Source organism: Microbacterium flavum, from assembly GCF_018717645.1.
Taxonomy (GTDB): Bacteria; Actinomycetota; Actinomycetes; order Actinomycetales; family Microbacteriaceae; genus Microbacterium; species Microbacterium flavum.
In genome coordinates, this window is record NZ_JAFLHG010000011.1 from 129925 (window position 1) to 141950 (window position 12026).

The window sequence follows — 12026 nt, forward strand, 5'->3', positions numbered from 1 at the left end:
GAACCGTCCGGCACTGCTGGCGCCGGCGGCAACCCACCCAGCCTACGCGGTCGTCGTTTCACGCTGCACGTGGCTGCGCGCGTGTGTGATCGCCGACGGCAGGTCGGCGAAGAGGTGGTTGTGGTGGCGCAGGGCGTCGAGGACACCGACGGAGCGGAAGAGCTCCTCGTGGCGCGGCTGCACGCCTTTGATGAGCACGGTCACGCCGCGTCGCTCGAGGGCCTGCGTGATCTCGCCCAGCATGTGCGCGCCGGTCGCGTCGACGAGTTCGAGCTGACTCATGCGCATGATGACGACCGACACCCCGCGGATCGCGTCCACCTCGGCGAACACGCGATCGGCGGACGTGAACGAGAGCGGGCCGTCGAAGCGCAGGATGGCGATGCGCTCGTCGCCCGGTCGCGGCTCGCCCCGGAGGTCCTCGCGCCGGACCTTCGATGCCTGCGACATTCCGCGCAGCGCGAAGAAGGCTGCGAAGGCGACGCCGATCAGCACCGCGACGATGAGGTCGAACGAGACCGTGATGACCGCTGTCGCGACGAATGCCACGGCGTCGGCGCGCGTCGAGCGGAGGATGGCGCGGACGGTGTCCGGGTGCACCATCCGCACGGCCGTCACCATGAGCACGCCGGCGAGGGCGGCGAGCGGGATCTGACCGACGGGCCCGGAGACGACGAGGACGATCAGGAGCAGGACGAGCGCGTGCGTGAGCGCCGCGAGCCGGCTGCGGCCGCCGGAGCGGACGCCCACGGCCGTCCGCGCGATGGCACCCGTCGCCGGCATCCCGCCGAACAGCGATGAACCGATCGATGCCAGGCCCTGTCCGACCAGTTCGCGGTCGGGGTCGTACGCGCCCGTGTCCGCGAGGCTCGCCGCCACGCGTGCGGACAGGAGCGACTCGATCGCCGCGAGCGCCGCCACCGTCGCGGCCGGCGCCGCGAGGGCGGCGAGCGTCGGCAGGTCGACGAGGGGAAGCGCGGGGGCGGGGAGAGCGGCGGGGAGCGCGCCGATGCGGGCGAGCGGCGCCCCGACCGCGAGCGTGAGCACGGCCACCACCACGATGCCGATGAGGGAGCCGGGGATCGCCCGGTGCACCCGCGGCGCGCCCCACATGCACAGGGCGACCACCGCGACCGAACCGAGCGCCCAGGCCGCGTAGCCGGGGTCGAAGCGCGCGAAGGACTGCACAGCGGCGATGATCGCGTTCGCGCTGTGCTCGTCGGCCGGCGCGGAGTGCGCGGAGACGAGCGCGGGGATCTGCTGCGAGAAGATGATCACCGCGATCCCGAGCGTGAACCCCTCGATGACGGGCCAGGGGATGTAGGACACCGCTCGCCCGAGGCGCAGGGCCCCGGCCGCGAGGACCAGGACGCCGGCGAGCAGCGCGACCACCGCGACCGCGCCGGGACCATGGGTCGCGACGATCGGCACGAGCACGACGACCATCGCGCCCGTCGGGCCGGACACCTGCACGTGCGATCCGCCGAAGACCGCGGCGAGCACGCCGGCGACGACGGCCGTGATGAGTCCCGCCTCGGCGCTGAGCCCGGAACTCACTCCGAACCCCAGGGCCAGGGGCAGTGCCACGATGCCGACCGTCAGGCCGGCCAGGAGGTCGGCGCGCCACGTGCGCCCCACGTGCGCGTAGTCGCGCCGCGACGGGAGGAGGCTCCGGATGCTTCCGGTCATGAGCGAGTCGCGGAAGCGGGGAGGGCGGGGAGGGACTGCGCGCCCTCGAGCAGGTCACCGTCCGCGCTGAGGATGCCCAGGAGCAGCTCCCGCGCGGCGCTGAGCAGGTCCGCGACGCGCGGGTCGGACAGGCGGTAGTACACGTGGCTTGCCCGGCGGTCCGACTCGACGAGGCGATGGCGGCGCAGGACGGACAGGTGCTGCGAGAGGTGGGATGCCTCGAGACCGGTCTCGCGCTGCAGCTCGGCGACGGTGAGCTCGGGGGCTCCGGCCAGGAGTTCCAGCAGGCGGATGCGGAACGGGTGCGCGAGTCCCTTGAACAGGTTCGCCTTGACCTCGTAGAGGGGCTTCTGCGTCTGACTGAATGGCATGATGGAGTCATCATACCGACAGGTCCGGAGTGATCCGCGCGTCCCTAGGATGGACGCATGCGCATCCACATCGCGACTGATCACGCCGGGCTCGAGTTCTCCACCCAGCTCCAGCACCACCTGGCCGGTGAGGGCCACGAGGTCGTCGATCACGGGCCGATCGAGTACGACCCGCTCGATGACTACCCCGCGTTCTGCATCCGTGCCGCGCAGGCGGTCGTCCGCGATCAGCGCGCGGGCATCGAGACTCTGGGGGTCGTCTTCGGCGGCTCGGGCAACGGCGAGCAGATCGCGGCGAACAAGGTCGAGGGCGCCCGCGCCGCGCTCGTGTGGTCGATCGCCACCGCGGAGCTCGCCCGCGAGCACAACGATGCGAACGTCATCGCGATCGGCGCGCGACAGCACACCATCGATGAGGCGATCACCTTCATCGACCGCTTCATCGCGACCCCGTTCTCCGGTGAGGAGCGTCACGCCCGCCGCATCGCGCAGCTGTCCGACTTCGAGCGCGACGGCTCGCTGCTGCCCGACCCGCGCGCCGCGGAGGCGGGTGCCGGGGCGGTCGGCGGCGAGTCCGCCGACGCGATGGACCCCGAAGCCGGCTGATGCCCGAGGGTCATTCCGTCCACCGCATCGCTCGGCAGTTCGACCGGAACATCGTGGGCCGCACCGTCGCGGCATGCAGCCCGCAGGGACGGTTCGCCGAGGGCGCCTCCGTCATCGACGGGCGCGAGGCGGTGGCGGTCCGCGCCGTCGGAAAGCAGATGTTCCTCGCCTTCGACGGCGACCTGTGGCTCCGTGTGCACCTCGGGATGTACGGCGCGTGGGACTTCGCGGGGGAGATCCTCGTCGACCCGACCATCGCCTCGGCCAACGGGCGGATGGGGCAGACGAATCAGCGGGGAACGGACCTCGGCGCGGCCGTCGAGGCCGCAGCCTCTGTCTTCGACGATGCCGGCGAGAACTCGCTGAGCTCCATCGGGGCGCCGCGCCGCGCCCGCGGTCGCGTACGGATGAGCGAGCAGACACAGGGACTCGGCGGCGACGGTGACGACTTCCCGCCCCCGGTCGTCGGGCAGGTGCGCCTGCGGCTGCTCACCGAAGTGACCTGCGCCGACCTGCGCGGCCCCACGGCCTGCGAACTGCAGAGCCCGGATGAGGTCCAGGCCACGATCGCGAAGCTCGGGCCGGACCCGCTCGTGGATGATCTCGCCGAGGGCGAAGAGCGGTTCACGGCGGTCGTGCGCCGCAAGCCCACGCCCATCGGGTTGCTGCTCATGGATCAGAACGTCGTGAGCGGAATCGGCAACGTCTACCGGGCGGAGCTGCTCTATCGCGCGCTCCTCGACCCGCACACCCCCGGCAAGCTCGTGCCCGAGGCGGTCGTGCGGGAGATCTGGCGCGACTGGGCGCGGCTGCTCGTGATCGGCGTCGAGACCGGACAGATGATGACGATGGACGATCTGGATCCTGAGGCCTACCGGCGCGCGATGGCGCACCGTGACGACCGGCACTGGGTGTACCACCGCGCGGGGCTGCCGTGTCGGGTGTGCGGCACCGAGATCGTCCTCGAGGAGATGGGCGCCCGCAAGCTGTACTGGTGCCCGTCCTGCCAGAAATGAGCGCTGCATGAGACAGAACCCCAGCTTCACCATGACGGATGTCGCGGAGATGCGCCGCATCCTCGACGAGAATCCGTGGATGACGCTCGTCAGCGCCACGCCCGACGGCCTCGTCGCCTCGCACTACGCGGTGCTCCTCGACGAGGACCGCGATGACCTCACGGTCGTGGGTCACGTCGGCAAGCCCGACGACGGGATCCACGGCCTGGGCGAACGGGAACTGCTCGTCATCGCGCAGGGGCCGCACGGGTACATCTCGCCGGGGTGGTACGCGCCCGGCCCCAACGTCCCCACCTGGAACTACGTGGCCGTGCACCTGTCCGGCATCCCGGAGATCCTGTCGCCGGAAGAGAACCTCCGCGTCCTCGATCGCCTCGTCGCCCGCTTCGAGAGCGCGCTCCCGCAGCCGCGGCTCATGTGGCAGGCGCCGAACGACGAGGAGTACGTCCGGCGCCTGGAGCGCGGGACGGTCGGATTCCGTCTGACGCCGACCACGGTGACCGCCAAGCGCAAGCTCAGCCAGAACCGACCGGAGGAGACCGTCGACGAGATCATCCGGCAGCTCGACGCCGGGAGCCCGTACGCCGACCCGCGCCTGTCCGGTGAGATGCGCCGCGCGCACGACGCGATGCTGGCCGCACGCTTGAGGAGCGCCCCGGGGGAGCAGGCGTGATCCGCGGCGAGAGCCCCGCCGTCATCGTCGACGCACGGCTGACGGGCGCGGGCCGCCTCGACCCGTTCGGGGATGACCTCGTGGACATCCACCTGGCGGCCGGCCGGATCATCGACATCGCCCCGGCGGGCGCCCTGCCGCGGAGTGGAGGGGTCCTCGATGCCGGCGGCGGCTGGGTGGTGCCGGGCCTCTGGGACCATCACGTGCACACCGTGCAGTGGGCTCTCGTCGCGCAGCGTGAGCCCCTCGGCGGCGCGGCCTCCGCTGTGGAGGCGGCTGCGATCATGGGCGGCGCCGCCATCCTCGGGGACGGGCGTCGGGTCGGCACCGGATTCCGCGACGCACTGTGGCCGGACGTCCCGACCCTGGCGATGCTCGATGCGGCCACCGGCGAGGTGCCGACCTACCTCATCAACGCCGACGTGCACAGCGTGTGGCTGAACTCCGCGGCGATCCGCCGTGAGGGGATCGACGCGGCGGAGGCGTTCGCCCCGGACGCGAGCGGGTTGCTCCGCGAAGAGCCCGCGTTCGAGATCTCCCGCCGGCTCAACGCCGCTGATCCGGTCGCCGGCGATCGCCTCGTCCGCGACGCACTCGAGCGGGCGGCCGCGCGCGGCATCGTGGGTGTCGTCGACCTGGACATGGCGTGGAACGCGGACGCGTGGGCGCGCCGCCTGGAAGCCGGGTTCGACACCACCCGCATCCGCTTCGGCATCTACCCGCCGCAGCTCGAGCGCGCGATCGCCGAGGGACTCGCGACCGGCGACGCCCTCGACCCGGCGGGTCTCGTTCAGGTGGGCTCGCTCAAGGTCATCACCGACGGCTCGCTCGGCACCCGCACCGCGGCCTGCTCGCACGCCTACCCGGATGACCCGCACAACCACGGCATGCTCACCGTGCCGCCCGACACGCTCACCGCACTCATGATGCGAGCGACCGGCGGAGGGCTGTCCTGCGCGGTGCACGCCATCGGCGACGTCGCGAACTCGCACGCGCTCGACGCCTTCGCCGTGACGGGCGCGCACGGGACGATCGAGCACGCCCAGCTGGTCGCCCACGCCGACATCCCGCGGTTCGCGCGCCTCGGGGTCGGCGCGAGCGTGCAGCCCGAGCACGCGATCGACGACCGCGACATGACGGACGCCATCTGGGCGGATCAGACGGGGATCGCCTACCCGCTGCGCTCGCTGGCCGCGGCCGGAGCGAACCTCCTGTTCGGCTCCGACGCGCCCGTCGCCCCGCTGGACCCGTGGGCCGCGATGGCGGCCGCGGTGTTCCGCACCCGCGACGGACGCCCCGCATGGCGGGGGGAGGAGGCCCTGGATGCCGCGACCGCCTTGGCCGCGTCGACGGCATCCGGCTCGCTCGGGCGGGCGACGCTCCTGCCGGGCGATACCGCCGACCTGGTCGTCGTCGACCGCGACCCGCTGGCCGTCGATGAGCGTGCCCTGCGCGGGGCGGAGGTCATCGCGACGCTCCTCGGGGGGCGGCTGACGCACGCGTCCTGAGCCGGACTCGCAGCACGACGCACGATGCCCCGGACCGTGGTCCGGGGCATCTGTTCGCCGCGGGGCGGCAGAGGTCGTTCGATCAGGCGGCGAGGTGCGCCGAGAGGAACCAACGGTCCTTCTCGAGGCCCGCCTTGATGGCGATGGCCACGTCCTGGCTCGTCAGGTCGGTCTCGTCGAGAGCGTCGATCGCGGCCTGGACGTCGGCGATCACGGCATCCATGTCGGTGACGACGGCGGTGATCTCGTCCTGCCACTGCGCGAACCCGGCGGGAACACGGGTGGCGCCGGTCTTCTCGGCGACGGTCGACACGCGGGCGTCGATCGGCAGGCCGAGGGCGACGATGCGCTCCGCGGCGAGGTCGGCGAAGCCCTGGGCGTTCGCCACGACGGTGTCGAGGAGTTCGTGGATGGCGATGAAGTTGCTGCCGCGCACGTTCCAGTGCGCCTGCTTGCCGTTGACGGCCAGCGCCTGCAGCCCGAGGACGACGGGGGTGAGGAACTGTGCGGTGCTCGACGCGGCCTCGGGGCCGGTCGCCGTCATGGAGATGGTCTGCGTCTTGGTCATGTCTCTGTGCTCCTCCGGTGATCGGGGCTGGGAACCGCCCCTGTCGCATCCAACGCTACCGATGCCGCATCATTCCGCAAGCAAGAGAAGGCTCGGCTTACCGGTGCTGCCGCTATCGTCGGCGTCATGAGCATCGCCGACGACGCCTCCATCCTCTCCCTGCCGGGAGCCACGCCGCACATCCACGAGAGCGCCTTCGTCGCCAGCGGCGCGCGCATCATCGGGAACGTCGCGATGGAGGAGGGCGCGAGCGTCTGGTACAACGCGGTGGTCCGCGGCGACAGCGACAGCATCACGCTCGGCGCGGGCAGCAACCTGCAGGACAACGTCTCCGTGCACGTCGACGCGGGGCATCCCGTCGTCATCGGCCGGGACGTCTCGGTGGGGCACAATGCCGTCGTCCACGGCTGCACCGTCGGAGACGGCTCGCTGATCGGCATGGGGAGCGTCGTGCTGTCCGGTGCGGTGATCGGCGCAGGATGCCTCATCGCCGGGGGAGCAGTGGTGCTGGAGGGCGCCGAGATCCCCGACGGCTCGCTCGTCGCGGGCGTGCCGGCGAAGGTGCGCCGCCCGCTCACCGAGGACGAGCGCGCCGGCATCCTCCGCAATGCGGAGGTCTACCGGGCCCATTCGGCGAACCACGCCGGGGTCGTGCGATGACAGGTGGAGGGGCTGACGGGAATCGAACCCGCATCATTAGTTTGGAAGACTAAGGCTTTACCACTAAGCTACAGCCCCGGAAATCACGTTCGATCAGGAGAATCCCGACGTCTCGTGCTTCGGTGGACACCACACGAATGCGGCACCCAGAAGAGTCTACAAGGTCGCGTCGGCTAGACTGACCACCGGCCGTTTTTCGGCGCTCGCTTGCGTGCGCGACCGGGGCGTAGCTCAGCTTGGTAGAGCGCCCGCTTTGGGAGCGGGAGGCCGCAGGTTCAAATCCTGTCGCCCCGACCAACGGACCCCCACAGACCCAGACACGGAAGCGCCCCTGCGCGACCGAACACGAGGAGAACGAAAAGGCATGGTCACCAGCACCGTCGAAAAGCTCAGCCCCACCCGGGTGAAGCTGCACATCTCGGTCACCCCCGACGAGCTCAAGCCGTCGATCGCCCACGCGTACGAGCACATCGCTCAGGACATCCAGATCCCCGGCTTCCGCAAGGGCAAGGTCCCCGCGCCCATCATCGACCAGCGCGTCGGTCGCGGCGCCGTGATCGAGCACGCGGTCAGCGAGGGTCTGGACGGGTTCTTCCGCGAAGCCGTCACCGCCAACGAGGTGCGCACCCTCGGCCGCCCGTCCGCCGAGGTCATCGATTGGCCGAGCGACAAGGACTTCTCCGGTGACCTCAAGGTCGAGGTCGAGGTGGACGTCCGTCCGGAGTTCGACCTCCCCGACCTCTCCGGCGTCACCGTCGAGGTCGACCCCGTCGAGACCGATGCCGCCGCTGTCGATGCGGAGCTCGACCGCCTGCGCGGCCGGTTCGGCACGCTCGTGACGGTCGACCGACCCGCCGCGACCGGCGACTTCGTCGAGCTCGACCTCGTCGCCACGATCGGCGGCGCCGAGATCGACCGCGCCGAAGGCGTCTCCTACGAGGTCGGTTCGGGCGAGCTGCTCGAGGGCATCGATGAGGCCATCGACTCCCTCACCGCCGGTGAGGACACCACGTTCCGCTCGACGCTCGTCGGCGGCGACCACGCCGGCGAGGAGGCCGAGGTCTCGGTCACCGTCACCGCCGTCAAGGAGCGCGAGCTCCCCGACGCCGACGACGACTTCGCGCAGATGGCCAGCGAGTTCGACACGATCGCCGAGCTGCGCGACAGCCTCGCTGAGCGCGTCTCCGAGCAGTCGGTCTTCGTCCAGGGCGCAGCGGCCCGCGACAAGCTCGTCGAGGCGCTCATCGCCGCCGCCGACATCCCGGTCCCCGCGCAGCTCGTCGAGGACGAGGTGCACTCGCACCTCGAGGGCGAGGGTCGCCTCGAGGACGACGCGCACCGCGCCGAGGTCACCGAGGCCAGCGAGAAGCAGTTCCGCACTCAGATGATCCTCGACAAGCTCGCCGAGGTGCACGACGTGCAGGTGTCCCAGGAGGAGCTCACGCAGTACCTCATCCAGTCGGCGGCGCAGTACGGCATGGCGCCGCAGGAGTTCGTGGACGCGCTGCAGAGCCAGAACCAGCTGCCCGCGATGGTCGGCGAGGTCGCGCGCAACAAGGCGCTCGCGATCGCCCTCGGCAAGGTCACCGTCCGCGACACCGCCGGCAAGCCCGTCGACCTCACCGGCTTCGTCGCCGTCGAGGACGAGGCGGATGACGCCGACGAGTCGGCCGCGGCCGCTCCCGCCGAGGAGGCGCCCGCCAAGAAGGCTCCCGCCAAGAAGCCGGCCGCGAAGAAGCCGGCCGCGAAGAAGGCTCCGGCGGCGAAGACCGCCGACGCTGCGGAGGGCGACGCTGCACAGGCCGACGCTGCACAGGAGAAGGCCGAGGCGCCCGCCGAGAAGAAGCCGGCCGCCCGCAAGCCCGCCGCCAAGAAGGCACCCGCGAAGAAGGCCGACGCCGAGTAAGCGTCTGCGCGAAGCGATCGAAGGGTCGGATGCCGAGGCATCCGGCCCTTCGCCGTCTTCGACACGCACTCCGCCGACGGCGAACACGGGCTGGGCGGTGGACCCGGCTGGGTAGATTCGAAGGCGTAAGGAAACCCGGAATCAGGAGTATCCATGGCTGAACCACTTATCGCCACGAGCGTCTTCGACAGGCTGCTGAAGGACCGCATCATCTGGCTGGGGTCGGAGGTGCGCGATGACAACGCCAACGAGATCTGCGCGAAGATCCTGCTCCTCGCCGCCGAAGACTCCGAGCGCGACATCTACCTCTACATCAACTCACCCGGCGGGTCCATCACGGCCGGCATGGCGATCTACGACACGATGCAGTTCGTTCCGAACGACATCGTGACGGTCGGCATCGGCATGGCCGCCTCGATGGGGCAGCTTCTGCTCACCGCGGGCACCAAGGGCAAGCGCTACATCACGCCGAACGCCCGCGTGCTGCTGCACCAGCCGCACGGCGGCTTCGGCGGAACGTCGAGCGACATCCAGACGCAGGCCCAGCTCATCATCTCGATGAAGAACCGCCTCGCCGAGATCACCGCCGCCCAGACGGGCAAGAGCGTTGAGCAGATCAACGCCGACGGCGACCGCGACCGGTGGTTCACCGCCGAAGAGGCGCTCGAATACGGGTTCGTCGACCACATCCGCGAGTCCGCCACCGACGTCGTCGGCGGCGGCGGCACGGACCTCTCGAACTGACGACCGAAGGAGACAGAAGAATGAACACCCCCGCCTTCGGCACGCCGCAGGGCCTCGCCCTGCCCGGTCTCATGCCGCAGAGCCGCTACATCCTCCCGCAGTTCGAGGAGCGGACGGCGTACGGCTACAAGCGCCAGGACCCGTACAACAAGCTGTTCGAGGACCGCGTGATCTTCCTCGGCGTTCAGGTCGACGATGCATCGGCCGACGACGTCATGGCGCAGCTGCTCGTCCTCGAGTCGCAGGACCCGGACCGCGACATCATCATGTACATCAATTCGCCCGGTGGTTCGTTCACCGCGATGACGGCGATCTACGACACCATGCAGTACGTGTCGCCGCAGATCCAGACGGTCGTGCTCGGTCAGGCGGCATCCGCCGCCTCCGTGCTCCTCGCGGCCGGCGCACCCGGCAAGCGCCTCGCGCTGCCGAACGCCCGTATCCTCATCCATCAGCCCGCCGTCGGCGAGTCGGGACACGGCCAGGCATCCGACATCGAGATCCAGGCCGCGGAGATCCTCCGGATGCGCACCTGGCTCGAGGAGACGATGGCGCGCCACACGAACCGGACGCAGGAGCAGGTCAACAAGGACATCGACCGCGACAAGATCCTCTCGGCGGCCGAAGCGCTCGACTACGGCATCGTCGACCAGGTGCTCACCTCGCGCAAGCGCGTCCCCGCCGCGATCACATCCTGATCGGGCAGTGACGGCAGGGCCCCGGACAGCGGATCATCCCGCTGCTCGGGGCCCTTCCGCATCCCTCCCGTCCACACGCGTCGTGTCGCAATCCGCCGGGATGTCGCCCTCAGCGGTTAGGCTCGAATCCCTGAGAGTTCTCTGAAGGAGTGGTCATGGCTCGCATCGGTGAGAGTGCCGACCTGTTCAAGTGCTCCTTCTGCGGAAAGAGCCAGAAGCAGGTGCAGCAGCTGATCGCCGGTCCCGGCGTCTACATCTGCGATGAGTGCGTCGAGCTCTGCAACGAGATCATCGAAGAGCGCATGGCCGAGGCCGGCGAGGGCACGGTGGCCGATTTCGACCTGCCCAAGCCCCGCGAGATCTTCGCCTTCCTCGAGGAGTACGTCGTCGGTCAGGATGCCGCGAAGAAGGCCCTCTCGGTCGCCGTCTACAACCACTACAAGCGCGTGCGTGCGCACGGGACGCTGCAGTCCGCCGAGCAGCGCGCAGACGAGGTGGAGATCTCGAAGAGCAACATCCTGCTCCTCGGGCCCACGGGCTGCGGCAAGACCTACCTCGCACAGACGCTCGCGAAGCGGCTCAACGTCCCCTTCGCGGTCGCCGACGCGACCGCCCTCACCGAGGCGGGGTACGTCGGCGAGGATGTCGAGAACATCTTGCTCAAGCTCCTCCAGGCCGCCGACTTCGACGTCAAGCGGGCCGAGACCGGCATCATCTACATCGACGAGGTCGACAAGATCGCCCGGAAGGCTGAGAACCCCTCGATCACGCGCGACGTCTCGGGCGAGGGCGTGCAGCAGGCGCTGCTGAAGATCCTGGAGGGGACGGTGGCATCCGTCCCGCCGCAGGGGGGACGCAAGCATCCGCACCAGGAGTTCATCCAGATCGACACCACGAACGTGCTCTTCATCGTCGCGGGCGCGTTCGCCGGGCTCGAGGAGATCATCTCCTCGCGCGTGGGCAAGCACGGCGTCGGCTTCGGTGCTCCGCTGCAGGAGAAGGGCAAGGAGCTGGACCTGTTCAGCGAGGTCGAGCCCGAGGACCTGCACAAGTTCGGCCTCATCCCCGAGTTCATCGGGCGTCTCCCGGTCGTCACCTCGGTGGCGCCCCTCGATCAGGCCGCGCTGATCGAGATCCTCACCGGCCCCAAGAACGCCTTCGTCAAGCAGTACCAGCGCATGTTCCAGCTCGACGGCGCTGAGCTCGAGTTCGAGGACGACGCGCTCCTCGCGATCGCCGACCTCGCCGTGGCCCGCAAGACCGGCGCCCGCGGTCTCCGCGCGATCCTCGAGGATGTGCTGGGCCCGATCATGTTCGAGATCCCCTCGATCGACGACGTCGCCAAGGTCATCGTGACGCGCGCCGCCGTCACCGAGGGTGCCGCACCGACGCTCGTGCTGGAGCGCAAGCGCAAGAGCGCCTGACCTCCCGCGGCATCCGCGCCTCCTCGCCGCGCGCCCCGGCTACTTCGCCGAGTGTCCAGGACACGCGGAGCCGGGCGCTGGGTGCTCCGCGTGTTCTGGACACTCGGCCTCGGCGAGCCGCGCGCGGCGGCCCTTGGCGAGCCGCGCGCGGCGGCCCTCGGCG

The 12026-nt window shown here is 70.3% G+C and carries 12 protein-coding genes and 2 tRNA genes; 10 read left to right on the forward strand and 4 right to left on the reverse strand.

Annotated features, from left to right (window positions below; all coding sequences use genetic code 11):
* Window positions 1-42: 42 nt before the first annotated feature.
* Window positions 43-1689 (reverse strand): SulP family inorganic anion transporter, encoded by a 1647-nt coding sequence (locus J0P97_RS12425; RefSeq protein WP_215488095.1) that lies wholly within the window; start codon window positions 1687-1689, stop codon window positions 43-45.
* Window positions 1686-2060 carry an ArsR/SmtB family transcription factor gene (locus J0P97_RS12430; RefSeq protein WP_215488096.1) on the reverse strand — a complete coding sequence of 125 codons (375 nt, stop codon included), beginning with the start codon at window positions 2058-2060 and terminating at the stop codon, window positions 1686-1688. Before J0P97_RS12430 ends, J0P97_RS12425 begins: the two co-directional genes overlap by 4 nt.
* A 57-nt stretch (window positions 2061-2117) precedes the next feature.
* Here J0P97_RS12430 and J0P97_RS12435 point away from each other — a divergent pair, with 57 nt between their 5' ends.
* From J0P97_RS12435 to J0P97_RS12450, 4 genes are read left to right on the forward strand one after another with little or no spacing between them, the layout of a single operon-like run.
* Window positions 2118-2666, forward strand: coding sequence for a ribose-5-phosphate isomerase (locus J0P97_RS12435; RefSeq protein WP_215488097.1), 549 nt, complete (start codon window positions 2118-2120; stop codon window positions 2664-2666).
* A complete protein-coding gene (locus J0P97_RS12440; RefSeq protein WP_215488098.1) occupies window positions 2666-3682 on the forward strand; it encodes an Fpg/Nei family DNA glycosylase in 1017 nt (338 codons plus the stop codon). Before J0P97_RS12435 ends, J0P97_RS12440 begins: the two co-directional genes overlap by 1 nt.
* A 7-nt stretch (window positions 3683-3689) precedes the next feature.
* Complete coding sequence (locus J0P97_RS12445) at window positions 3690-4355, forward strand: FMN-binding negative transcriptional regulator (RefSeq protein ID WP_215488099.1); 666 nt, start codon at window positions 3690-3692, stop codon at window positions 4353-4355.
* Window positions 4352-5863, forward strand: a complete 1512-nt coding sequence (locus tag J0P97_RS12450; RefSeq protein ID WP_215488100.1) for an amidohydrolase — start codon at window positions 4352-4354, stop codon at window positions 5861-5863. Before J0P97_RS12445 ends, J0P97_RS12450 begins: the two co-directional genes overlap by 4 nt.
* 82 nt (window positions 5864-5945) lie before the next feature.
* Here the strand turns inward: J0P97_RS12450 and J0P97_RS12455 are convergent, their stop codons facing one another.
* Window positions 5946-6431, reverse strand: a complete 486-nt coding sequence (locus tag J0P97_RS12455) for a Dps family protein (RefSeq protein WP_215488101.1) — start codon at window positions 6429-6431, stop codon at window positions 5946-5948.
* A gap of 126 nt (window positions 6432-6557) precedes the next feature.
* Between J0P97_RS12455 and J0P97_RS12460 the strand changes: the two genes are divergently transcribed.
* Entirely contained in the window at window positions 6558-7091 is a 534-nt protein-coding gene (locus J0P97_RS12460) for a gamma carbonic anhydrase family protein (protein WP_215488102.1), read from the forward strand.
* Window positions 7092-7095: 4 nt separating this feature from the next.
* On the opposite strand, the gene J0P97_RS12465 is transcribed toward J0P97_RS12460, so the two are convergent.
* Window positions 7096-7169: transfer RNA gene (locus J0P97_RS12465), tRNA-Gly, on the reverse strand.
* Window positions 7170-7311: 142 nt separating this feature from the next.
* Between J0P97_RS12465 and J0P97_RS12470 the strand changes: the two genes are divergently transcribed.
* From J0P97_RS12470 to clpX, 5 genes are all read left to right on the forward strand, one after another.
* Window positions 7312-7388, forward strand: a tRNA-Pro gene (locus J0P97_RS12470).
* Window positions 7389-7455: 67 nt separating this feature from the next.
* The gene (tig, locus tag J0P97_RS12475; RefSeq protein WP_215488103.1) at window positions 7456-8997 is read left to right on the forward strand and encodes a trigger factor; all 1542 of its coding nucleotides are present in this window, start codon (window positions 7456-7458) and stop codon (window positions 8995-8997) included.
* A 153-nt stretch (window positions 8998-9150) separates the two neighbouring features.
* Window positions 9151-9741: an ATP-dependent Clp protease proteolytic subunit gene (locus J0P97_RS12480; RefSeq protein WP_215488104.1), complete on the forward strand. Its 591-nt coding sequence runs from the start codon at window positions 9151-9153 to the stop codon at window positions 9739-9741.
* 20 nt (window positions 9742-9761) lie between these two features.
* Window positions 9762-10439 (forward strand): ATP-dependent Clp protease proteolytic subunit, encoded by a 678-nt coding sequence (locus J0P97_RS12485; RefSeq protein ID WP_215488105.1) that lies wholly within the window; start codon window positions 9762-9764, stop codon window positions 10437-10439.
* Window positions 10440-10594: 155 nt separating this feature from the next.
* Window positions 10595-11863, forward strand: coding sequence for an ATP-dependent Clp protease ATP-binding subunit ClpX (clpX, locus tag J0P97_RS12490; protein ID WP_215488106.1), 1269 nt, complete (start codon window positions 10595-10597; stop codon window positions 11861-11863).
* The last annotated feature ends 163 nt before the right edge of the window (window positions 11864-12026 follow it).